This is a genomic window from Paraprevotella clara YIT 11840 (assembly GCF_000233955.1).
GTDB classification, from domain to species: domain Bacteria; phylum Bacteroidota; class Bacteroidia; order Bacteroidales; family Bacteroidaceae; genus Paraprevotella; species Paraprevotella clara.
The window spans coordinates 146,752-170,775 of sequence record NZ_JH376625.1; the positions used below are offsets into that span (position 1 = coordinate 146,752).

At 50.7% G+C, this 24,024-nt stretch carries 16 protein-coding genes; 8 read left to right on the plus strand and 8 right to left on the minus strand.

Annotated elements, in window-relative coordinates; translation table 11 throughout:
• Positions 1-80: 80 nt before the first annotated feature.
• The 4 genes from HMPREF9441_RS14565 to HMPREF9441_RS19090 are packed head-to-tail and all read left to right on the plus strand — an operon-like array spanning position 81 to position 4,172.
• A complete protein-coding gene (locus tag HMPREF9441_RS14565; protein ID WP_008622519.1) occupies positions 81-1,070 on the plus strand; it encodes a GSCFA domain-containing protein in 990 nt (329 codons plus the stop codon).
• 5 nt (positions 1,071-1,075) lie between these two features.
• Positions 1,076-3,544 carry a bifunctional UDP-N-acetylmuramoyl-tripeptide:D-alanyl-D-alanine ligase/alanine racemase gene (locus tag HMPREF9441_RS14570; RefSeq protein WP_009389254.1) on the plus strand — a complete coding sequence of 823 codons (2,469 nt, stop codon included), beginning with the start codon at positions 1,076-1,078 and terminating at the stop codon, positions 3,542-3,544.
• A gap of 14 nt (positions 3,545-3,558) precedes the next feature.
• Positions 3,559-3,954 carry an ORF6N domain-containing protein gene (locus HMPREF9441_RS19085; protein ID WP_244949796.1) on the plus strand — a complete coding sequence of 132 codons (396 nt, stop codon included), beginning with the start codon at positions 3,559-3,561 and terminating at the stop codon, positions 3,952-3,954.
• A 56-nt stretch (positions 3,955-4,010) separates the two neighbouring features.
• Entirely contained in the window at positions 4,011-4,172 is a 162-nt protein-coding gene (locus tag HMPREF9441_RS19090; protein WP_008622523.1) for a hypothetical protein, read from the plus strand.
• 144 nt (positions 4,173-4,316) lie between these two features.
• Here HMPREF9441_RS19090 and HMPREF9441_RS14585 read toward each other — a convergent pair whose 3' ends face one another.
• The 5 genes from HMPREF9441_RS14585 to HMPREF9441_RS14610 form a co-directional block, all read right to left on the minus strand.
• Positions 4,317-5,564, minus strand: coding sequence for a sodium ion-translocating decarboxylase subunit beta (locus HMPREF9441_RS14585; RefSeq protein ID WP_008622525.1), 1,248 nt, complete (start codon positions 5,562-5,564; stop codon positions 4,317-4,319).
• A gap of 3 nt (positions 5,565-5,567) precedes the next feature.
• Complete coding sequence (locus HMPREF9441_RS14590) at positions 5,568-7,433, minus strand: biotin/lipoyl-containing protein (RefSeq protein ID WP_008622527.1); 1,866 nt, start codon at positions 7,431-7,433, stop codon at positions 5,568-5,570.
• Positions 7,434-7,471: 38 nt separating this feature from the next.
• Positions 7,472-7,735 carry an OadG family protein gene (locus HMPREF9441_RS14595; protein WP_008622529.1) on the minus strand — a complete coding sequence of 88 codons (264 nt, stop codon included), beginning with the start codon at positions 7,733-7,735 and terminating at the stop codon, positions 7,472-7,474.
• A gap of 932 nt (positions 7,736-8,667) precedes the next feature.
• The gene (gene folB, locus HMPREF9441_RS14605; protein WP_394370337.1) at positions 8,668-9,036 is read right to left on the minus strand and encodes a dihydroneopterin aldolase; all 369 of its coding nucleotides are present in this window, start codon (positions 9,034-9,036) and stop codon (positions 8,668-8,670) included.
• A gap of 5 nt (positions 9,037-9,041) precedes the next feature.
• Positions 9,042-11,579 carry an adenosylcobalamin-dependent ribonucleoside-diphosphate reductase gene (locus HMPREF9441_RS14610; RefSeq protein ID WP_008622534.1) on the minus strand — a complete coding sequence of 846 codons (2,538 nt, stop codon included), beginning with the start codon at positions 11,577-11,579 and terminating at the stop codon, positions 9,042-9,044.
• Positions 11,580-11,894: 315 nt separating this feature from the next.
• Here HMPREF9441_RS14610 and HMPREF9441_RS14615 point away from each other — a divergent pair, with 315 nt between their 5' ends.
• Both HMPREF9441_RS14615 and HMPREF9441_RS14620 read left to right on the plus strand, forming a co-directional pair.
• Positions 11,895-12,635 (plus strand): nitroreductase family protein, encoded by a 741-nt coding sequence (locus HMPREF9441_RS14615; protein ID WP_008622538.1) that lies wholly within the window; start codon positions 11,895-11,897, stop codon positions 12,633-12,635.
• A 152-nt stretch (positions 12,636-12,787) separates the two neighbouring features.
• Positions 12,788-15,250 carry a T9SS type A sorting domain-containing protein gene (locus tag HMPREF9441_RS14620; protein ID WP_008622540.1) on the plus strand — a complete coding sequence of 821 codons (2,463 nt, stop codon included), beginning with the start codon at positions 12,788-12,790 and terminating at the stop codon, positions 15,248-15,250.
• A 100-nt stretch (positions 15,251-15,350) separates the two neighbouring features.
• Here the strand turns inward: HMPREF9441_RS14620 and dnaA are convergent, their stop codons facing one another.
• The 3 genes from dnaA to HMPREF9441_RS14635 form a co-directional block, all read right to left on the minus strand.
• Entirely contained in the window at positions 15,351-16,757 is a 1,407-nt protein-coding gene (gene dnaA / locus HMPREF9441_RS14625) for a chromosomal replication initiator protein DnaA (RefSeq protein ID WP_008622541.1), read from the minus strand.
• 298 nt (positions 16,758-17,055) lie between these two features.
• Complete coding sequence (locus HMPREF9441_RS14630; protein WP_008622543.1) at positions 17,056-17,946, minus strand: MlaD family protein; 891 nt, start codon at positions 17,944-17,946, stop codon at positions 17,056-17,058.
• A gap of 14 nt (positions 17,947-17,960) precedes the next feature.
• The gene (locus HMPREF9441_RS14635; RefSeq protein WP_008622544.1) at positions 17,961-19,211 is read right to left on the minus strand and encodes an N-acetylmuramoyl-L-alanine amidase family protein; all 1,251 of its coding nucleotides are present in this window, start codon (positions 19,209-19,211) and stop codon (positions 17,961-17,963) included.
• 267 nt (positions 19,212-19,478) lie between these two features.
• On the opposite strand from HMPREF9441_RS14635, the gene HMPREF9441_RS14640 reads away from it, so the two are divergent.
• Both HMPREF9441_RS14640 and HMPREF9441_RS14645 read left to right on the plus strand, forming a co-directional pair.
• Positions 19,479-21,374 (plus strand): rhamnogalacturonan lyase, encoded by a 1,896-nt coding sequence (locus tag HMPREF9441_RS14640; RefSeq protein ID WP_008622545.1) that lies wholly within the window; start codon positions 19,479-19,481, stop codon positions 21,372-21,374.
• An 80-nt stretch (positions 21,375-21,454) separates the two neighbouring features.
• On the plus strand, positions 21,455-23,455 hold the full coding sequence (locus HMPREF9441_RS14645) for a glycoside hydrolase family 97 protein (protein WP_407946629.1): 2,001 nt from the start codon (positions 21,455-21,457) through the stop codon (positions 23,453-23,455).
• Positions 23,456-24,024 lie beyond the last annotated feature (569 nt).

A 24,024-nucleotide genomic window follows, 5' to 3' on the forward strand; every position in this document is an offset into this window, starting at 1 on the left:
TGCAAAATTAGCATAATTTCATATATCTTGCTTACTTTTGCAGGAAAAAATACCGTTTTGACATTTAACGAATGTGAGATATGAAGTTTCGTACCACAGTAGAAACAGGGATGAAGGGATTGGAAATCCGACCCGGAGACGGGCTTACCCTGTTGGGTTCTTGCTTTGCCGACCATATCGGCCGGCGTATGGTGCAGTCGGGACTGGATGCGCATGCCAACCCGTTCGGGGTATTGTACAATCCGTTGAGTATAGCCGTGTGGTGCAGGGCGATGGCTACCGTGGAGCCGTTGCCCGAGGATATTTTTTTCGAATCGGGAGGACTGTGGCACAGTTGGTTGAATGACAGTTCCTTTTCTGTGGAGAACCGTGAGGAATGCCGTGCCCGTCTGGAAAACGTGCGCCGTGAAGAAGCTGCCCGGTTCAGGTCGCTGAAAGTCCTGTTCCTTACTTTAGGTACGAACCGTTATTACCGTCTGAATGACAACGGGCGGGTGGTTGCGAATTGCCATAAGCAGCCCGGGGCGCGGTTTACGGAAGAGCAGTTGGACGTGGAGGGGGCGAAGGCGGTACTCGGAGAGGCATTGGAGGCTCTTTGGCAGGTCAATCCGTCCCTGCAAATCGTTTTTACGGTCAGTCCCTACCGTTATGCCAAATATGGTTTCCATGGCAGCCGGTTGGGAAAAGCCGTGCTGTTGTTGGCCGTAGACGGGATATGTCGTGCGCACGAGGGACGTTGCTTCTATTTCCCGGCTTACGAAATCGTGCTGGATGAGTTGAGGGATTACCGGTTTTATGCGGCAGACATGCTGCATCCGTCCGAGGTGGCAGTAGAGTATATTTGGGAACGTTTCTCGGAAGTCTGTTTCCCGGCGGAAACACGAAGCTTCATGGCGGAATGGGAGGCCGTGGCCAAGGCTTTGTCCCACCGTCCGCTGCATCCGGAATCGGCGGCTTATCGGGACTTCCTGCGTCAAACTATGTTAAAGATGGAACGACTTACTGAAAAATACCCGAAATTAGCCGATACAACCGAGTACGGAAGATTGAAAGATCTGCTAAAATATTGAGGATTATGTCTTATACATTAGAAAGAATAGCTTCGCTCGTCGGCGCTCATTTGTGGGGTAGCGAAACGGTGGAAGTCCGGTGGATTCTAACGGATAGCCGTTCTTTGTGTTTCCCTGAAGATACTTTGTTTTTTGCGTTGGAAAGCCGTCGCAACGACGGGCACCGTTATATTCCCGAACTTTATCGTCGCGGGGTACGTTCTTTTGTGGTCAGTCGTTTGCCGGAAGACATGACATCCTGTCCCGATGCCAATTTCCTGCAAGTGGTCAGTCCGCTGAAAGCTTTGCAACGCTTGGCCGAACGTCATCGCGAGGCCTTCGACATTCCGGTGGTGGGTATAACCGGAAGTAATGGGAAGACCGTGGTCAAGGAGTGGCTTTACCAGTTGTTGTCCCCTGAAAAGAACGTCACCCGTTCGCCGAGGAGCTACAATTCCCAAATCGGAGTGCCTTTGTCCGTATGGAATCTGGATGAGAGAAGCGAAGTAGGACTTTTTGAAGCCGGAATTTCCGAGCCGGGAGAGATGGAAGCTTTGCAGTCGGTGATTCAGCCGACCATAGGGGTTTTTACTTGCTTGGGCGATGCGCATCAGGAGAATTTCACTTCGTATGAGCAAAAGTGTTTGGAGAAGTTGAAGTTGTTCAAGGATGCCAAAGTCCTGGTGTACGATATGGACGATGCGCGCGTAGTCGGTTGCGTCAACCGTTCGGCTTTCAAAGGAGAATATTTTGCATGGTCGCGGCAGCGGCGCGATGTACCTTTATATATCGCATCGGTGGAAAAGCGGGAGGCAGAGACGGTTGTGTCCTATATATATAAAGGTAAGGAGGCTGCTTGTTCTATTCCTTTTATCGACGAGGCTTCGTTGGCCAATTCCGTGTCCTGCCTGGCCGTATGCTTGCATTTGGGGATGAGTCCCGAGACGATTGCCGCAAGGATGGCCGTACTCGAACCGGTGGCCATGCGCCTGGAGGTGAAAGAAGGCCGGTCGGGTTGTACGCTCATTAACGACAGTTACAATTCGGATTATAATTCTTTGGATATCGCCCTCGACTTCATGAACCGTCGTCCCGATTGTGCGGGGCGGAAACGTACGTTGATTTTGAGTGATATCGAGCAGGCTGGCGGTGCGCCTGAGGATTTGTATGGCCGCGTGGCCCGTTTGGTGGCTATGCGCGGTGTGGAGAAGTTCATAGGAGTCGGTCCGTGCTTGTCTGCCGTACAAGGTCTGTTCGGCATGGAGGCATGTTTTTATCGTTCAACGGATGAATTGTTGGGCAGCGGGGTATTGGACATGTTGCACGACGAAGTGATTCTCATCAAAGGGGCAAGGTCTTTCCGTTTTGACGTTTTGACGGAACACTTGGCCTTGAAGGTACACGAAACGACATTGGAGGTTAATTTGAATGCCGTAGTGGATAATTTGAACTATTACCGCAGTTTCATGAAGCCGGAGACGAAGATGGTATGTATGGTAAAGGCGTCGGCTTACGGGGCCGGTGCTGTGGAGATTGCCAAAACCCTTCAGGATCATCAGGTGGATTATCTGGCCGTGGCCGTGGCCGACGAAGGCGTGGACCTGCGGAAGGCCGGCATTACGGCGAATATCATGATTATGAATCCGGAGATGAGCAGTTTTCCGACCTTGTTCGAGTACGACCTTGAACCGGAGGTGTACAGTTTCCGTTTGTTGGAGGCCTTGATTCACGAGGCGGAGAAAGAAGGGGTGACCCATTTTCCCATCCATGTGAAATTAGACACGGGTATGCACCGGTTAGGGTTCGACCCGGAAAAGGATATGCCGTTGCTGGTGGAGCGGTTGAAACGCCAGTCGGCTGTGATTCCCCGTTCCGTATTTTCCCATTTCGTCGGGAGCGACAGCGACGATTTCGATGCCTTTTCCGCCCGTCAGTATGAATTGTTCCTGAAAGGCAGTGCGCAGCTTCAGCAGGCTTACAGTCACAAGATTCTGCGCCATATCTGCAACAGTGCGGGGATTGAACATTTCCCGGATCGTCATTTGGAGATGGTACGTCTCGGTTTGGGGCTCTACGGTATCAATTCCCGGAATAATGAGATTCTCCATAATATCAGTACGCTCAAAACCACGATTCTCCAGATACACGAAGTGCCGAAGGAAGATACTGTGGGATACAGCCGCAAAGGGCGTTTGACGCGTGACAGTCGGATTGCAGCCCTGCCCATCGGTTATGCCGACGGCTTGGACCGCAAATTAGGTTGCGGCCGTGCGTATTGTCTGGTCAACGGACGGCGTGCCCCGTATGTGGGCAACATTTGCATGGATGTCTGTATGATAGACGTGACGGACATAGATTGCCGTGAGGGCGATACCGCCATCATCTTCGGCGATGATCTGCCGGTGACGGTGCTGAGCGACGCTGTGGGTACGATACCCTACGAAATCCTGACGGGAGTCAGTGCCCGGGTGAAGAGGGTGTATTATCAGGACTGACATAAAAAATGGAAATGGATAAGAATACTTTGCAGCATACTGATGTGGGACTGCCGACAGGCAATATGTTTGAGCAGGTTCGCAGTAAAATAATGACCGTGCGTGAGACGGTGGTGATATTAGATGCGGATATAGCAGATTTGTATGGTGTGGAAACCAAACGAGTGAACGAGGCTGTGAAAAATAATCCGGATAAGTTCCCGTCCACTTACATGTTTCGGTTGACACGTGAGGAAATGATATTTTTGCGGTCGAAAAATCCGACCGCAAAAATATCGTCTAAAAGTCGTGTCTTGCCTGCCGTATTTACGGAGAGAGGATTGTATATGTTGGCTACTATACTGAAAAGCAAGAAGGCTGTGAATGTGACGTTTGCTATAATAGAAACATTGCCAATGTACGTCAACTGAAACGGGAACTTCGTACTTTGCATCAGGAAACAGACAGCCACGTACAGCAATCTAAAATGAAACATTTCGGTGAGATGCTTTCAGACATAGTGATGCCCGACTTGGAAACGGCAGAAACAGAGTCTACTTTAGAACTCAACTTTTTGATTGGTAAAATAAAGCATACTGTAAAACGGGTTAAAAAGCAAAATGGTTCGGAGCATACGGAAACAGAATAACCCGTTTTTTAATCTGTTGGGTTGCCGATGTGAGTGAAGGTGATACGTCTTTGATTTTACTTCTTTTAAAGACAGAAGAACATAAGGACAAAATCTTATCCTTATGTTCTTCTGTCTTCTTTGTTTATCCGGTTTGCAACTGTCTCATCCCAAGAAGGAGATCAGCACGCCGGCTGCCACGGCTGACCCGATGACACCGGAGATGTTGGAGGCCATGCAGTAGTTCAACACATGGTTCTTCACATCATATTTGGTGGCGATTTCGTTGCAAACGCGACTGGCCATGGGTACGGCACTCAGCCCGGTGGCACCGATGAGCGGATTGATTTTCTTCTTGCTGAACAGGTTGAAGATTTTCACCATGGCGATGCCGGAAGCAATGGACAACGCAAAGGCGAGGAAACCGCCCACGACGATGCCTATCGTCTGCATGTTGAGGAACGCATCCACGGTCATGGTACCGCCTACGCAGAGGCCCAGGAAGATGGTAGCCGCGTTCATGATGGAGTTGGAAGCCGCATCGAACAGGCGCGAGGTGTCGGCACCGATTTCTTTCAGCAGGTTACCGAACATCAGCATACCGATGAGGGGCACTGCCGTGGGGACGAACAAGGCTACTACCGTTGTGACGGCAATCGGGAAGATGATTTTCAGGACACGCAGGTTTTTGATTTCCGTGGTAGACGGATGCAATTTTTCCTGTTCCTTCATGTTAATCATCAGCTCCTTCTTCGTGCAGGTCAGTTTCACCACCAACGGGATGATGACCGGAACGAGCGCCATATAGGAATAGGCTGCAATGGCAATGGGACCGAGCAGGTGGGGAGCCAGTTTGATGGTCGTGAAGATGGCCGTTGGGCCGTCGGCGCCACCGATGATACCGAGCGAGGCGGCTTCCTGCGGTGTGAAACCCATCAGGATGGCTACCAGCAACACGGCAAAGATGCCGAATTGGGCGGCGGCTCCGAAGATGGACAGGCGTAGGTTGCGCAGCATCGGGCCGAAGTCGGTCAGAGCACCCACTCCCATAAAGATGACGGGCGGAAGGAAACCGGTTTTGATGAGCATGTAATAGAGGAAGTTCATCAGGCCGAATTCATGTGCGATGTCGTGCAACGGCATTTCCCAGATGTTGGCTTTGCTGCCGTTGGCCAGCGTGACCATCCCTTGCGAGTCCGCTTGTATGACCCCCATCTCGCCGCCCGGGAAGTTGGCCAGCAACACCCCGAACGCGATAGGCACGAGCAACAGCGGTTCGTACTTTTTCACTATACCTAAGTAGAGCAGGACGAAAGCCAGCGCATACATGATGAGGAACGACGGGTCGGCAATGATATTGCTGAAAGCCGTCATCTGGTATAGTTTATTGAATATATCTGTTAACTGTTCCATAATTTACTGCTTGGCTATTTTCATGATTACGTCGTCTTCTTCCACGGCATCGCCGGAGTTGACCAAGATGGCCGTGATGGTGCCGTCGAATTCGGCACGGATGGCATTATAGGTTTTCATAGCCTCGATGTAACCCAGGATGTCGCCCGCTTTTACACGGTCGCCCGGTTGCTTCGGAGTTTCTTCCGTGTTTTTCACGCGGTAGAATTTGCCTTCCAACGGAGCCGGGATGTCTTCGCCTTCGCCCGTGGCTGCGGCAGGTTGTGCCGTCGGTGCGGCGGACGTCTGGGCCGGTGCGGCTTGTTCTCCGTAGGCGATGTCCACCTTGTAAGATTGTCCGTTCACGGTGACGGTAACGGTAGAAGGCTGTGCCGGTGCGCTTCCTGCGCCGACCGGTGCGGCGGCAGCCTCGCGTCTCTTTTGCAGGTCGGCCAGGAAGTCCTGTTTGGCCTTGCCGCTCTTGTAAGCCTCATACTGCGACGGGTGCATGGCATACTCGAAGAGTTCCTCGTCGTCTTGTCCCGTGTCCCAGCCTTTTTCGGCCATCATCTGGCGGTATTTGTCCAGTTCGTCCGGATAGTTGGCTTGCGGGTCGGTGTCGGAGAACTTCCGTCCTTGCGCTTCGGCCAGTGCCTTCAGTTCCGGTGCCACTTCGCCCGGCAGGCGTCCGGCCTTGCCCAAAATCATGTCCCAGATGTCGTCGGCAATCATGCTCCAGCGTTCTTTGCCTTTCTCCATTTGGATGACGTTCATCAAGGCCAGGTTTTTCACATATTGGCTGAACGGAGTCACGAGGCAGGGGTATCCCACCTTGGGCCAGATGTAGGCCACTTCGTCGAACAGCTTGACGAGCAATTCGTCCTGCGTCAGTTCGGCTTGCCCGTGTTTGGCCTTCCATTTGTTGAGCGACTCTAGGTTGGTCTCCAGGTCGGCCATAAGCGAACCCATCATGCCGCCCGGCAGTCCCGGGGCGATGAGCAGGGAGTTGTTGATACGGTTGAGCGGATTGCAGTAGAGTCCGAGGAAGTCGTCCATCATTTCCTGTATCTGCGAGCGTACCTCCATGTAGGCCGCCATATTGATTTCTTTCACCTTGAAGCCTGCGTCCTTCAGCATGGCCTGTACGGCCAGGATGTCGGCGTGTCCCGTACCCCATGCCAACGGGGCTACGGCCGTATCCACGTAGTCGCATCCGTTCTTGCACACTTCGAGGATGGAAGCCATGTTGAAACCCGGTCCCGCATGGGAATGGTATTGCACGATGATGTCTTTCTTGTAAGCCTTGATGCCCGCACAGATTTTACCGAGGGTTTCGGGGCGGCCGATACCCGCCATGTCCTTCAGGCAGATTTCGTCGCATCCCAAGTCTATAAGCTGTCGGGCCATGTCCACGTAGTAGTCCACCGTGTGGATAGGCGAGTGGGTGATGCAAAGGCTGCACTGTGAAATCATGCCGGCTTCCTTGGCGTAACGGATGCTGGGTGCGATGTTGCGGATGTCGTTCAGCCCGCAAAACGTACGGGTGATGTCCGTGCCCTGCGCTTTCTTGACTTTATAGAACAGGCGGCGTACGTCGGCTGGTACGGGACTCATGCGCAGGCCGTTCAGTGCACGGTCGAGCATGTGAGTCTGGATGCCTGCTTCGTGGAACGGTTTCGTCCATTGGCGCACGGCGTTGTTCGGGTTTTCCCCGAAAAGGAGGTTTACCTGTTCAAAACCGCCTCCGTTGGTTTCCACACGGTCGAAACATCCCATTCTGATAATGGCGGGAGCCACTTTCACCAACTGGTCCACGCGCGGCACGTATTTTCCGGCGCTTTGCCACATGTCGCGGAACACCAGGCTGAATTTTACTTCTCTTTTTTCCATTGTATGTTTTTCTTTTAAATTTCGATGACTGTTTGTGCTTATAAGCGTTCTACCTTGCTTACGCTTCCCTTGCCTCCGGTGATTTGGCTGACAGCCTCCCGGATGACGGCCAGTGTCTGGGCGTCGATGGCCGTGGCTGTACCGGGTGCGGGCTTCCGTTTCGGAGCCACCGTTTCTTCGGGGGCTACTTTGTTGACTATCTGAATCAGCCATTTGCCCAACTGGATGACAATCATAAGGATGATGAACACCGTAACCATGCCCACCACCATGAGTTGTAATGCTAAACCTATGTTTTCCATTGTTTTGGTGATAATTTATTATGTGAATTTGTTCTTTTGTGTCTGTTTCATGTTATTGCCTGCTAAATTACGAAAATTTCTTGTGGGATGGAAGAATAAGTGTAGAAAAAAATTCTTAAAAAATGCAATCTCGGTATTCGGTTTGTATGGAGGTTTTTCAGGAGTTTCCGATAACCTTGTTTGAGACAAATGACACGAAAATGTGGGTTTCTGGGACAAAAAGAAAGATAAAGACCGATTTCGGGAAGAAAGAAATCAGCGTAAAAAACACCTTTCAGACAATTTTCACTTTATTTTCTATATGTTTTTTTGCATTTTGGGCCGTATTTTAATCTTTGTTAAAGATATTGAGGTGTTAAGCACAGCCGAATAATTTTTCGTTGGGCTGAAAAAACATTTTTTTTCTCCGCAGGATGTGGAAAAAACATCTGTCCGATGGCGTGCCGACGGGTAGAAACTGGTGTGGGGAAGTGCGTAAATCGCCCTCTTTTTCTCTATTTGGAGGTCGGAAGTTGTCGAAATCAGGATGGCACAATGAAAGGTGAATCTTCTTTGGGGCTTACGTGCTTCTTGCCTGTTTGCGCGTTGTATGCCTCATTCTTGTGCAAGAAGTAAGCAAAAGTCGTGGCGGGGGTGACACGAAGGGTTTCTGCAAATGCGTGAGAATCGTTTTTTTCTTCGTGTGTGCCTTGCTGTCCGGAATATGCGATTCTGAGGAGGCGGAAGTGACAATTTGGCAAAATGATATTTAGACAAAAAGACATAAGAATAGAAAGTTAAGGAGAGACATAAGGACAAGGGGATAAAATGGTATTAAGACATAAGAACAAAAGAACAAAAAGCCTTTTAAGACTTGAAAATATGTTCTTTTGTTCTTATGTCTAAAACATAGATATTCTGTCTAAAAACAGTTCATACCGATGTTCGGGTCCTTATCTTTCCGCTTCGATTTCCACCCCGGCTTCGCGGCAATCGGCCCCCATAGGCGGATTTTCCTTGGTCAGGGTCAGACGGATGCGGCTGATGGAAGGGAAGTCGTCGAAGAGTCTTTGAAGGATTCTTCCCGCCACGTGTTCCAATAATTTTGAAGGGATATCCATTTCCGTCTTGATACTTTCATATAAGTCGGCATAGCTCACTGTGCCCTCCAACCGGTCGGTCTGCATAGCCTCGTTGAAATCCGTGTCGGCTTCTATCCCGACGTGGAAGTAAGCGCCTGTCAGTTGTTCTTGCGGATCCACGCCATGGTGGGCATAGAAACGTACGCGGGGCAGCAGGATACGGCTGTTCTTCACTTTCATAGAGCCTATCCGCATCTGGAGGCGCCGCAGTGCTTACAGATGAGGCATCCTTCTTGATATACCAACGATTCGTGACCGCAGTTCGGGCATTTCATACCTTTGGCTTCCGTGCCGTCCGTGATGTATTTCTTCAGGGCACGTTCCACACCGTTTTTCCAAGTGTTGATACTTTCGCTTTCCAACTGTAGCGAGCCGACAAGCTTGATGACGTGTTCGAGCGGCATGCGGTAACGCAGCACACCGGAAATCAGTTTGGCGTAGTTCCAATATTCCTTGTTGAACTTCTCGGAAAGCCCTTCCACGGTGGTCTTGTATCCTTTCTTGTTTTCGAATTGGAAGTCGTAACGTTTGTTGCCGTCTTCGTCCGTATTCTTGATGATACGTCCTTTCATAACGCTTTTCGGAAGGACGATGCCCTCGTCGTCGTCCTGAATACCCGTGAAGATTTCGTAGGGATAGCCGTTCAACAGTCCGACGAAAGCCACCCATTTTTCTTTGTTGTTCTGGAAGCGTACCACGTCGCATTCCAATACCTGCGGACGTTTTTCCGTCACTTCGGGACTTTTGCAGGGAAGTTCCGGTTGTTTTTTCTCGTTCTTCACGGAAATCATCACGCCCGAACGCGAACCGTCGCGATAGATGGTACAACCCTTGCATCCGGAACGCCAGGCTTCCACATAGAGTTGATTGACCAGTTCTTCGTCCACATTGTTCGGCAGGTTGACCGTCACGCTGATACTGTGGTCCACCCACTTCTGGATGGCTCCCTGCATTTTGACTTTCATCAGCCAGTCCACGTCGTTGGCCGTGGCCTTATAATAAGGAGAGCGTGCCACCAATTCGTCGATTTCTTCTTGCGTGTAACGTTTCTCCGTGTCGTAGCCGTTGATTTTCATCCACGTGAGGAACTTATGGTGATAGACGATGTATTCCTCGAAGGCGTCGCCCGTCTCGTCGATGAAGTCGATATGTACTTCCGGGTCGTTCGGGTTGACTTTGCGCCGACGTTTGTACACGGGCAGGAATACCGGTTCGATGCCGGATGTAGTTTGCGTCATGAGGCTGGTCGTCCCCGTCGGGGCAATGGTGAGGCAAGCGATGTTGCGTCGTCCGTATTTTACCATGTTTTCATACAGTTCCGGGTCAGCCTCACGCAAACGGTTGATGAACGGGTTGTTCTTTTCGCGTTCGGCGTCGAAGATTTCAAACGCCCCGCGTTCTTTGGCCATCTGTACCGATGAGCGGTATGCCTGCAGGGCCACGGTCTTGTGCACTTCCACGGCAAAGTCCGTGGCTTCTTGCGTGCCGTAACGGAGGCCGAGTGCGGCCAGCATATCGCCTTCTGCCGTGATGCCTACGCCTGTACGCCGTCCCTGTCCGCTTTTCTTGTATATCTTTTCCCACAAATGACGTTCCGTGCCCTTTACTTCCTCGGATTCCGGGTCGGCGTCTATTTTTTGGAGAATCATTTCAATCTTTTCCAGTTCCAGGTCGATGATGTCGTCCATCAACCGTTGGGCCAGTTGCACATGTTTCTTGAACAAATCGAAATCGAAATAGGCTTCCGGCGTGAATGGGTTGACCACGTAAGCATAAAGGTTGATGGCCAACAGACGGCAACTGTCATACGGGCAGAGCGGTATCTCGCCGCAAGGATTCGTACTCACGGTACGGAAACCGAGATCGGCATAGCAGTCGGGTACGGATTCGCGCAGAATCGTGTCCCAGAATAAGACACCGGGTTCGGCGCTTTTCCATGCGTTGTGCACGATCTTCTTCCACAAATCCTGTGCGCTGATGTTCTTGGCCACCATGGGCGACGAGCTGTCAATGGGGTATTGCTGCGTGTAGGATTGCCCTTCGATGGCAGCGTGCATGAATTCATCGTCGATCTTGACGGATACGTTCGCTCCCGTCACTTTGCCTTCGGTCATTTTGGCATCGATGAAAGCCTCGGCATCGGGGTGCTTGATACTGACGGACAGCATCAGTGCGCCGCGCCGTCCGTCTTGTGCCACCTCGCGGGTCGAGTTGCTGTAGCGTTCCATGAAAGGAACGAGGCCTGTGGAAGTCAGGGCCGAATTTTTCACCGGCGAGCCTTTCGGGCGGATGTGCGACAAGTCATGGCCTACGCCGCCGCGCCGTTTCATCAGTTGCACCTGTTCTTCGTCGATGCGGATGATGCCGCCGTATGAGTCGGCTTGTCCGTCCAGACCGATGACGAAGCAGTTGGAAAGCGATGCGATTTGGTGATTGTTGCCGATTCCGGTCATGGGACTACCTGCCGGAATGATGTATTTGAAGTGATCAAGAAGTCCGAATATTTCTTCTGCTTTGAGCGGATTCTCATATTTATTCTCGATGCGGGCGATTTCGTTCGCGATACGCCAGTGCATGTCTTCGGGCGATACTTCATAAATATGACCGTATGAGTCCTTCATGGAGTACTTGTTCACCCAAACCCTTGCGGCCAGTTCGTCCCCCTTGAAATATTGAAGGGCTGCCTCAAAGGCTTCGTCATAACTGTAAGTCTTCTCTTTCACGACTGTTTGAATTTAAATGGTTTACTTTAGGATTCCGTTATCAGATTTTGTAGAAGCAATAGCGGTCAATCCGGAAGGATGTTGCAAAACTACACATGTTTTCTGATATGACCAAAAGAAAAACTTAAAATCTTGTCTTTTCATGCAAAGTTTTCCATTCTTGTGTGTTATTCACCTGATTATAAGTATTATGTGTTTTTGGCGAATCGGAAAAGTTATCCGAAAATGAAAATCTTATGAAATAAAAACCTTTGAAATCTAATCTATTATGAATCATTTTGTGTATCTTTGCCCGAAGTAAAAAACGAATGAATCATGGAAACAGTAAAGAACCGTAGAAGTATTCGGAAGTATGCCGGAAAACCGGTGGATGAGGAGTTGTTGCGCCGTCTTTTGGAGGTGTCGGAAAGGACGCAGACCATGGGGAACATGCAGCTTTACAGCGTGGTGGTGACGCGTAGCGAAGAGGTGAAAAAACGTTTGGCGCCGGCGCATTTCAATCAGCCTATGGTGACTCAGGCACCTGTGATCCTGACGATATGTGCGGATTTCAACCGTACGGTCAAATGGGCGGAGCAGCGCAAGGCGCAGCCCGGATATGACAATTTTCTTTCATTTTTGAATGCCGCCACGGATGCGCTGTTGTTTACGCAGACGTTTTGCAATCTGGCCGAGGCGGAAGGGCTGGGGATTTGTTATTTAGGTACGACTTTATATATGCCGTCCCAAATTATCGACATCTTGCAGTTGCCCCGCTTGGTGATGCCGGTGGCGACACTCACCGTGGGATGGCCTGATGAACATCCCGAGCAGACCGACCGTCTGCCTTTGGAGGCTGTGGTACATGAAGAGACCTATCACGACTATATCCCCGAAACTATCGACCGATATTACGGGCCGAAAGAACAATTACCAGAGAACAGGCATTTTGTGGAAATCAACCACAAGGAGACGCTGGCTCAAATCTTCACGGATATCCGTTACACCCGTAAGGATAATGAAGCTATGAGCCGGGGCATGTTGGAGGCTTTGAAACGTCAGGGGTTTTTAGACTGACGGGCGCAGGCATGCGTCGCAAGGACGTGCCTTTTACTTTATGTTAAATAAACTTAATGGGGGGGGGTAAAAAAGCTTTGCCTCCCTTTTTGTTTTGTCGGAGTTTCAGTATTTTTGAAGCCGTATAAAACCAACTTTAAAAAAATAAGTGTATGAAGAAGATCTTACTTTTATTGTGCTTGTTCTTAGGCATGCAGACTTATGCCCAAGACGAGGTGAGAGAGTTGACTACGGTGATAAAGGTCACCCCGTCGTCTTCCGAGCGTTTCGACGTGGCGCAGTTGCAACTTGAACTCAACGGGCAGGGGATGCCTGAGAATGGGTTTGTTTGGGATGCAACTTCCAGTAGTTTCAAGGGCAAGTTGTCTTATAACCCTTACGAGGATAACTTCATCCGGCTTTACATGCCGGACCAGTCGATTTCTTACGAAGGGCCGATACTTTTTGATTTCGGCAACCCGGAAATTACGACGGTGGAAGTGAATGCGGATTTCTCTCCTTATCATTATGTGAGTTTCACGTCGGGCAGTCCGGAGGATTACAATGTAGAGTTGGATTATATAGGACTTTCCGATGGCAGCAGTTGGAATAGCTCTTATCCCGGTGTGCAGATTCGGCAGATGGATGACGGCGAATATCTGCGTACAGGTGAGTACATTTATGAACTGTCTGCGTTTACGCCCGAAGGAATCAGCGTAGATGTGAAAAACGGTAAAGTGACCGTAGAGGATGAAGATGTAGCTGTGACTACGGCGGAGAAATTGGATGATATGACACTGGTCACTTTTCAGGTCAAAGATGCTGAGGGGAAACCGGGCGAGGCCGAGGTCATTCTTCTCCAAGCGAATTTAGATTTGTCTACCGATGAACAGGGGAGCGTGCAGGGATATCTTCAGCCCGGTACATATTACTATTATCCTGAGATGGAAGGAAACTATTTGGCTTCGCCTGCGACGGATTTGGCTACTTTTACGGCTTCAGGGAAAACTACCACTGTGGATTATTCTTTCCAAGACAAAGGGTATAAACCCGTGACGTTCCGTACGGAGGGCGATGTGCAAAGCGGTAGCTTGATAATTTCGCCTGTGGGTATGGAGTATAATGAATTTTATGTGAATAATATAGACTTCCCTTATTCCGTTTACATGGTAGATGGCTTGTATAAGTATGTAGTGGAGCCCGGCTACAACGCTAATACGAATTTCGAAACGGCTCATGGACTTGTGAATACGGCAGAAAACCGTGACGTGGTTTGCGCTTTCCATTCCTCCGATTATGGGACGATGCGTTTCAAGTTGAAAGGGGCGGAAGAAGGTTATGCCTATACGATTTATGCCATGAGCGGACAAGAAAGTCGGGCTACTGATTTCATGCCGGTTACAGGTGGTGATGGAGTTTCCGGTACATGGGAGGCCGAGTTGGGTTTGAAAACCGGAGCATACACTTATGCGTTGGAAAGGCAGGATTATGCCACGCAGCAAGTAGACTTCCTGACACTCGGTGCGTTTGATATGGAGGAGCAGCAGGAGGTTGAGATAGATTTGTCAAAGACGGAGAGTGTGCCGGTCGAAATCTCCGTGGCGAATTTGCCGGACTTCATGGAAGGGCGGTCGTTCACGTGCGAGGTCAGTACGTCCCGGGGTGAAAGACTGTGGCAGTTCCGCATAGAAAGCGGAGAGACGAAGTTCCGGACCCGTTTGCCGGAAGGGGAATATGTTTTCAACTGGAACAGTTATTCCTCTTATTCGGGAGAAGATGGCATAGAGCTTGATTACGTGGCGCATGAGACCGTAGAAGGTGTATCGGACAAGGTGGTATTGGACTTCAGTCGTCTGGCATATGCTCGTGTGAAGACCGTTGTGCCCGACGGATTGGAGGCGGATTATTGCAATGTGTCCACCGGAGGGGATTTCATCACTGAGATAGAATTCGAGGGCAGTAGTATGGCGACTTATGTCATACTCGACCCCGGTCAATATGACATACAGGCCACGGCTTCGGATTACGAAGGGGTTGATGTGCATGTATCCGATTTGCAGGCTGTGACATTGGAGGCAGGCCGTTTGACTGACGTGGAACTCAACATAGACCGCAAGCAGGAGGGTATCTTGGTTGAACTGGAAGTAGAGAACGTAAAAGGGCACAATCTGGCAGGGGCTACCGTGACGCTGAATGGTAAAGTGTACCGGACGAATGCTTCCGGTTATCTGACTTTGGCCGATGTGCGTGGTGACGAAATCCGTATGAAAGTGGAAGCTGAAGGCTACTTGCCTTTTGAAAAGGTGTATGCCGTGAGTGACATTTACCGTTATGTCGGAGAAACTTATATGAATGTGGTGCTTATGCCTAAGGGTGGTTCTTCTGTTTCAGCGGTCGAGACCGATGGTCCGTTAAGTGTGGAACGCACGGTCGTGGATGGTCGTATTGTCATTTCCAATGCCACGGATAAAGTCTGGAACGTGCGCTTGGTGTCATTGTCGGGAGCCGTCGTGGCACAGGACGAAGTGCCTGCGGGGACAACCGAATTGCAAGTGGGGCACTTGCGTAAAGGTATGTATCTCTTGAATTTGTATCGCGACGGAATACAGAAGACCATCAAGGTCATTAAGAAATAAGGATCGGATATGGGGTGGGCTACCTGCCCTCCATATCCCCAAAAACTTCCGGCGCACTTGCAGAAGCAGGTGCGCCGGAAGTTTTTTTAAGATAGAAAGCTTATCGTTGTTTCAGCAGCTTTTCTATTTCATCCATTTTGGATTTGAATGCCTTGTCTACGTGCAGCCGGTCTTCTACTACGCTGCAAGAATGCAATACCGTGGCGTGTGTGCGTTTTCCAATCAGCGAACCGATGCGGGCTAATGACAGATTGGTATGTTTTTGGGCCAAGTACATGGCTATTTGCCGTACCTGCGCTACGGGTTGTTTGCGGCATTTGGTGAACACGTCCTCTTGCTTGACATTGAAGTACCCACACACTTTGTCGAGTATGAAATCTATGGTCACCGGTTTGTTCTCCTGTTTTACCGCACGTTTAAGAATCTGTTCCGCCAAAGGCAAGTCTATGTCGCGGTTCCATACGACGGAGTAAGCCATGAGAGAGTTGACGATACCTTCCAATTCGCGTACGCTGTCGTTCACGTTTTCCGAAACGAAGTCGATGACTTCTTCCGGTATTTTCAGGCCGTCCTGCCGTATTTTGTTTTCCAGAATATCATGGCGAAGCTGTTGGTTCGGCTTCTCCAGTTCGGCCAATAATCCCCATTTGAAACGAGTCAGCAGCCGTTCTTCCATGCCTTGCAGGGCTGTGGGCGGTCGGTCGGATGTCAGGATGAGCTGTCGTCCGTTCTGGTGTAAATGGTTGAATATGTGGAAGAACGTGTTTTGGGTCTTGGTCAGACTGGCAAATTCCTGCACATCGTCGATAATCAGTACGTCGATAGTCTGGTAGAAGTTGATGAAGTCGTTTACGGTGTTTTTCCGTACGGAATCCGTGTATTGCACCTGAAAAAGGTGGGCGGAAACGTACAGCACACGCTTTGTAGGGTGAAGTTCTTTGATCTTGGCCCCGATAGCGTTTACCAAATGAGTCTTTCCCACACCGGAAGCTCCGTAGATAAACAAAGGATTGAATGTAGACTGTTTCGGATGTTCGGCTATAGCCTGCCCTACGGAGCGGGGCAGTTTGTTGCTTACTCCTTCGATGAAGTTTTCAAAACTGTAGTTTCGGTTCAACTGAGGATCCAAATCCTGAGGCATGGGAGCCTGCAACGGACTGGGCGCCCTGTTGCTACCCGTTGCCTGTATCTTGGCACGGGGCGTCAGAGGCTGTGTGTTGACCGGCTCGATGTCTACGGTCAAATGATGGGTCTGGTCTACCATCAGGCTGTATTTCAACTGCGTTCCTTCTCCGAAAACTCGTCGTACGACGGAGAATATCAGTCGGCCGAAATGTTCCGACAAGAATTCATAAAAATACTGGCTTGGCAAGCCGAATGTCAGTACTTGCTTCTCGAAAGAGATGGTCTGAATCGGTTCAAACCATGTCCTGTATTGTTTCTCGTCTACATTATTGCGAATGATGGGCAGACAACGTTCCCATAACGATTGCGCTGAACCTTCCATTAGATTTTGTGTTTATCCGATGAACTTCCTATATACTTCTACGCTGCAAATTTCGCAATATTCCGCGATAAAAACAAGCCTTCAGTTCAGGACGAGATGCTAAAGACGTTTTAATTCCCTTGCAGTCAGAATGATAAAAAATAAAAAAATAAAATTGTGCTTTTTGCTTGCTTTTCTCTAAGTGTTTGTCTTGCCGGAGGATAGGCTTTCCGGGGGAAGCCGGGACGGAAAATACAAAGCCGGACACCTTAATCGGGTATCCGGCTTTACAAGCCTTGCGGCCTCTGTTTTTTCGAGGTTAGTTCTTACGTCCGAAAAGCGAGAAGTGTACGTAGCGTTTCGGATTTTCTTTCAAATCTATAAGCAGGTTGTTGGCACTGCCCGCCGTATGAGTCAGATTGTTATACAAAGCACTGTCGTTCAGCAGTAGTCCCAACGTATTGTCTTTGCGGTTCATTTTCTCGGTCATGAGCTGCACATAGCCCAATGTCGTGTCTACTTTGCTTAAAGTGGCTTGCAGATCCAGTTCGTTTATATGGTCGGTCAGGGTAATGACGTTGTCGCCTATACGGCTCATCTTTCCCGTCAGTTCCGGCAGGTCGTTACGCAGAAGCAGATTCAGTTGTCGGCTACTCTGGTTCAGGTTGGCCGTAATGCTTTGGGCGTTTTCCATAATACTTGGTAAATTCGGGTTGGCAGCCAACGTATTCAATGTAGTCAGCAGCGTGTCCACTTTGCCCATGATTTGTTCCACTTGCGGGACGATGTCGGCGGCCTTGTCCATCAGTCCCTTGGTGTCGTCTCCCTGTATGGTGTCGCCCGGAGCGTAATGCCCGTCTTCGGGGTTGCCCAATAAAAGGTTGAGGTTACATCCCCCCAACATTTCAGTAACCAGTGTGCCTTTTGTACCCTTGGGCAGGCGCATGCTTTCGTCTACGCTGATTTCTACCAATACGTGCCCCGGCAGTTGGTAATTATAAAGGATATCGCGCACCGTACCTATTTTATATCCGTTGGCCAACACCGGGCCGGACTTGGCCAATCCTTTGATGTCCGAAAATTCTATGTAATAGGAATTGCTGGACTTGAACAGGTTAATGCCTTTCAAGAAGTTGAGTCCGATAAAGAGTGCGGCGATAGCCACAGCGCCGGTCAAGCCGATTTTAACTTCTTTCGTAAAGTATTTCATAAGTTTCTCAACGTTTATTTGTTCTTTTTATATTCGGAGATGGCTTCAGAGAGTTCCATCTTTTGGCCGTTTTTAAAAGCCACGATAAAAGCCCCTTCAAAATCTTCTTTTATTTTATTGCGTATTTTAATGGCTTCCTGGTAGTCGGTAGTTGCCCCGTACGTGTACTTATAATAAGCCCCTTCTTTATAGAAATCTATCGGAGAAAGGTTTTTGAAACGGGAACTGCCCGCAGGAATCTGTCGGGTGGAAGCCTGGATTTGTATTTTGAATACAGGCCGGGAGTCCGTGGCCGGTTGTTCCTGCTTTTTCTCCTCCGGTTCTGAGGTTGAAGGCTTATCGCTGTTTTGGGTCAATACGCCGATGTCGCTTTCGGGGGTATCCGTTACGGCACCTTCCACGGCTTGCGTTTCATCGCTTTCCGCTTGTAGGACATCCTTTTCCGCTCCCGTTGTCTTTCCTTTCGTATGCTGTCTTTTATAAGAAAGGAAGGCGTTATAAATGCTTTGGCTCATTTTACGGATACCGTTTTGTGAGTTGAGGAAAGCCTCTTCATCGTGTGTAGAAATGTAGCCCAATTCAATCAATACGCTCGGCATGCTTGTTTCCCGTAATACGAGGAACCCTGCCTGATGCACGCCTTTGTCCGGTCGTCCGCCGGTTGTCCTGAACTCTTTTTGGATTTGTTTGGCAAAATCTACACTCTGAGCCATGTATTTGTCTTGCATCAGTTCGAAAATGATGTAACTTTCCGAAGACTTCGGGTCGAATCCCTGATAACGTTCCTTGTAGTCGTCCTCCACCAGGATTACGGCATTTTCCCGTTTGGCCACTTCCAGATTCTCATCGGCGCGGGCCATACCCAGCGTGTAGGTTTCAGTTCCCCGGCCTATCGCCTTGCCCGGCAAAGAATTCGTATGTATGGACACGAACAGGTCGGCATTCGCCCGGTTGGCGATTTCCGCCCGTCGTCCCAACGGAATGAACACATCGGTCTTTCGGGTATAAATCACTTTTACGTCCGGACAATTTTCTTCCACCAGTTTGCCGAATGCCTTTGCTACAGACAGGTTGATGTTTTTCTCGCGGGAGAAACGGCCTATGGCACCGGGGTCTTTCCCGCCGTGCCCTGCGTCGATGACCAAGGTGAAACGGTCTGTTCCGGCCGGTGCGGCCGAGGCATATAAAAACTGTGTCTCTCCGGCGTATGCCAAAAGAAACACGAAAAGGACTTTTATAATCGTTATCGTTTTTTTTAGTTCCATTTTGTTGCAAAGATAGTGTAAGTCGGGTGTAATTCGGCTGGCCCGAATTTGCAGACTACCGCCTATCTCGTGCAAATATAATAGATTTTCAGGTAAGAAACGCCTTATTTTTATGCTTTTCTGTAGGGAGTCCCTGAGATTTTAATAGATTTTATCAGTCTGCCGGTCGGGCATATCCTTTCTTTTCGCTATATTCGCACCGTCATTAACTGAAGGCTCATGAAAAATAATCTGAGGAAAACTTGTGTATGTATTTCAGCCTTGTGCATGGTCGGTGCCGTATGGCCGGTTGCCATGCAGGAGAAAGATGCCGTTTCCGTAAGTGCAGTTAGGAAACCGGAAACGAGGGCGTCTTTTTCTGCTACCGAAGAACGTCTGGGACGAGGAACCGTAGCTGTCAGGCTATCGCCCGATACGGTCACGGTGAGTTGGCGTTATTTGTCCTCCGATCCGGTGCGTACGGTATTCAATGTGTATCGCGATGGCCTGTTGGTCACTCCTAAACCTGTGGCCGTTTCCACACAATTTTACGATTATAACCCCTCCCGGGGAAAATCGGTATATGAGGTACGTCCGGTGATAGACGGTTGTGAAAAAACGTCGTCCGGCGGTAAATGGACGCTTCCGGCCGATGCTCCGTGCGGTTATGTCAACATCCCGTTGCAACAACCGGAGCCGCAGACGATGCCCGACGGTGAGGTTTGCACCTATACGGCCAACGATGCGTCTGTCGGTGATTTGGACGGCGACGGGGATTTTGAGATTGTACTGAAGTGGGAGCCTTCCAATGCCAAAGACAACTCCCACAGCGGTTTTACCGGAACCGTGTTTTTGGATGCGTATGAATTGGACGGCACCCGTCTGTGGCGTATCGATCTGGGGCGTAACATCCGTGCGGGGGCGCATTACACCCAGTTCATGGTGTATGACCTCGACGGCGACGGACGGGCTGAAGTCACGGCCAAGACCGCAGACGGCACGGTGGACGGCCGGGGACATACGATGGGCGACCCCTCGGCGGACTACCGGGTGGGGGCGCAAGAACCGGTGGAAGGCCGGAAGGGGTATATCGCTTCGGGACCGGAGTTCCTGACCGTGTTCGACGGGAAGACGGGCGCGGCCTTGCAGACGGTGGACTATGTCCCTCCGCGCGGACGGTTGGAAGACTGGGGCGACAATTATGCCAACCGCAGCGAACGGTATCTGGCGGCTGTGGCCTACTTGGACGGGCGGCACCCGAGCGTGGTGATGTGCCGGGGATATTATACGCGCAGTGTTTTGGCGGCTTTCGATTGGGATGGCAAGCGGCTGACGTCGCGTTGGGTGTTCGATACGGATTCCGCCCGTTGGGCTTCGTACGCAGGGCAGGGGAACCATAACCTGCGTGTGGCCGACGTAGACGGTGACGGTTGTGACGAAATCACATACGGCTCGTGTGCGATAGACCATGACGGGACGGGGCTGTACAATACCGGCTTCGGTCATGGCGACGCCTTGCACCTCACGGCTTTCGACCCCTCGTCCGACCGCTTGCAAGTGTGGGATTGCCACGAGAACAAGCGCGACGGGAGCGATTTCCGCGATGCCGCGACCGGAAAGGTCATCTTTCAACTCCCGGCTGCCAAAGACGTGGGGCGTTGCATGGCGGCGGACATCGACCCTACGAATTACGGCGTGGAGATGTGGTCGTCGGCTTCCGGAGGCATACGGAATATAAAAGGAGAGGTGGTTTGTGCCGCGCCACGGGGCTTGCCGATGAACATGGCCGTATGGTGGGACGGTGATTTGCTGCGCGAGATGTTGGACCATGAAACGGTGAGCAAGTACGACTGGGAGGCAAAGGCTTGCCGTCCGCTGGCGACGTTCGACGGATGCAGTTTCAACAACGGGTCGAAAAGCAATCCTTGTTTGCAGGGCGACATCTTGGGCGACTGGCGCGAAGAGGTCGTGGTGCGCACGGCGGATAATACGGCTTTGCGCGTGTATGTGTCCCCGCTTCCCACTCCTTACCGTTTCCATACGTTTTTGGAAGACCGGCCTTATCGGCTCAGTATCGTAACGGAAAACGTGGCTTATAACCAACCCACACAGCCCGGCTTCTATTTCGGTGCGGAATTGGAACGGAGCGGCAAGCTTTTCCGGGGGTATCAGTTTGGAAAATGAGAATATGGAAAATCATATGAACTAAAAATGAAAAAGCAATGAAGAAAAACTTTTTGGCGGCTATCTTGTTAGCCGGAATGATGTCTGCGGGCGGGGCGGCTTGGGCTGCCGGTGAGGCGGACGCTGCTCCTTGGGCCGCAGTCATGGCTGCGGCAGCACAGCAGGATGAAAAGACCGTCACCAGTCCCGACGGTATGACCTTCCTCAAAGTAGGACTGAAAGACGGACGTGCATATTATAAGGTAGGATATTATGCAGACGGGAAAGAAGGGCGGAAGGAAGTGACGATGTTGGAGGAGTCTCCCTTGGGGTTGGTGGCCAATATCGGTGATTTCAGCCGCGACTTGGTATGGGTGAAAGAACAGACCGGTACGCGCGACATCCGTTACGACCTGGAGCGCAGCAAGGCGAGCCGGGTGGACAAGAAGGCCAATACCTTTACCGTGCGTCTGGCCAATGCCAAGAAACAGGAGATGGAAGTGGAATTCGTGGTGGAAGACCACAACGTGGCTTTCCGTTATTTCCTGCCCAAGCAGGGCGGAACGGGCAGCGTGCGCGTGATGAACGAAACCACCGGGTTCCGTTTCCCCGGCAAGACCACGACTTTCCTCACGCCGCAAAGCGATGCCATGATAGGTTGGAAGCGGACGAAGCCCAGTTACGAGGAGGAATATAAGGCTGACGCACCGATGGACACGCCTTCACAGTATGGCCACGGCTACACCTTCCCCGGATTGTTCCATGTGGGGGAAGACGGTTGGGTGCTCGTGAGCGAAACGGGCGTGGACAGCCGCTATTGCGGTTCCCGCCTGAGCGACGCGCAGGACGGCCTGTACACTGTGGCTTTCCCGATGCCGGAAGAAAACAACGGTAACGGCACGTCGGAACCGGCCTTTGCCTTGCCCGGCCATACGCCTTGGCGTACGCTCACGGTGTCCCGGGACTTGGCTCCCATCGTGGAGACCACCGTTCCGTGGGACGTAGTGGAACCCCGTTTCACCACAGAGCATAAGTATAAGTACGGGCGCGGTACGTGGAGCTGGATTCTCTGGCAGGACAACAGTATCAACTACGACGATCAGGTGCGCTATATCGACATGGCTTCCGCCATGGGCTACGAATACACCTTGATAGACAACTGGTGGGACAACAATATCGGCCATAAGCGGATGGAAGAGCTTATCCGTTACGCACGCAGCAAGGGTGTGGAACTTTTCTTGTGGTACAGTTCCAGCGGTTACTGGAACGACATCGAGCAAAGCCCGATAAACATCATGGACAACCCGATTGCCCGTAAACGTGAGATGCGTTGGTTGCAGCAACAGGGCGTGAGGGGCATCAAGGTGGACTTCTTCGGCGGCGACAAGCAGGAGACGATGCGCCTTTATGAGGCCATCCTGAGCGATGCCGACGACCACGGACTGATGGTCATCTTCCACGGTTGCACCTTGCCGCGCGGCTGGGAGCGCATGTATCCCAACTATGTGGGCAGCGAGGCCGTGCTGGCATCCGAGAATATGATTTTCAACCAGCATTTCTGCGACAACGAAGCATTCAATGCCACGCTTCATCCCTTTATTCGCAACACCGTGGGATGTATGGAGTTCGGCGGCACTTTCCTCAACAAGCGCATGAACCGGGGGAACGACGGCGGCCCGACCCGTGTCACCACCGACATTTTCCAGTTGGCTACAGCCGTGGCTTTCCAGAATCCTATCCAGAATTTTGCATTGGCACCGAACAACCTGACGGATGTGCCGGCCTTCGAGATAGACTTCATGAAAGAGATTCCTACGGTGTGGGATGAAGTGAAGTTCATCGACGGTTACCCCGGACGTTACGTCGTGTTGGCGCGTCGCCACGGGCAGGATTGGTATGTGGCTGCCTTGAATGCCGGAAAAGAGACGCTCAAACTGACGGTAGACTTGCCCATGTTGGCCGGTAGCCCGGTGGCATATTACCATGATGGCAAAGACGGCAAGACCCCTCAGGTGGAAGAAACCAAAGTGGGTAAGAAAGGCCAGTTTAAGTTCACGCTTCCGGCTCAGGGCGGTGCCGTGCTGAAGGGTAAGGCTCTGTAAGGATTCACGGCAGGTAATACCGTGGCGTAGAAAAGCCTTCACGCGTTCATGCTTCTTGTTTTATAATGTGTTAGGGTGAATGGTTTACACCTTTTAACCTTCCTGGTTGTCCAATGAAATCCTATAGGAGGTGAAGGGACGGTGAAGGACAGGTGAAGGGAAAAACAGGGGAAAGTTCACCTTAACGTATTGGTATACAGGAAGTATGAACGCGTGAAGGCTTTTTTCGAGGAAAGGTAAAGAAGAGGAGACGGGTCTTTTTTAGGACATATTATCACGTCGCTGTGTCGCTCTGGAAGGGTTCTGTATGTCCGTAATTCGTTTGCCGCACATCGGAGAATCGTTCTCAGCCAAACGATTTTTCGTTTGGCTGAAAGAAATTGAGCGGTTTCTACAAATATAGGATTAAAATCCAAAAACATAGTGGGAAAGAAAAGGTGTATTGCGCGGAAAATAGGAAGATGGAAGACGGAAAAGGAAGGCGGTATGTTCATAGGAATGTGGACTATAGTGATGAAAGGCTGCTGTTTTTGGCGTATTTTTCTGTATACCAGTGTTTTACCCCCCCC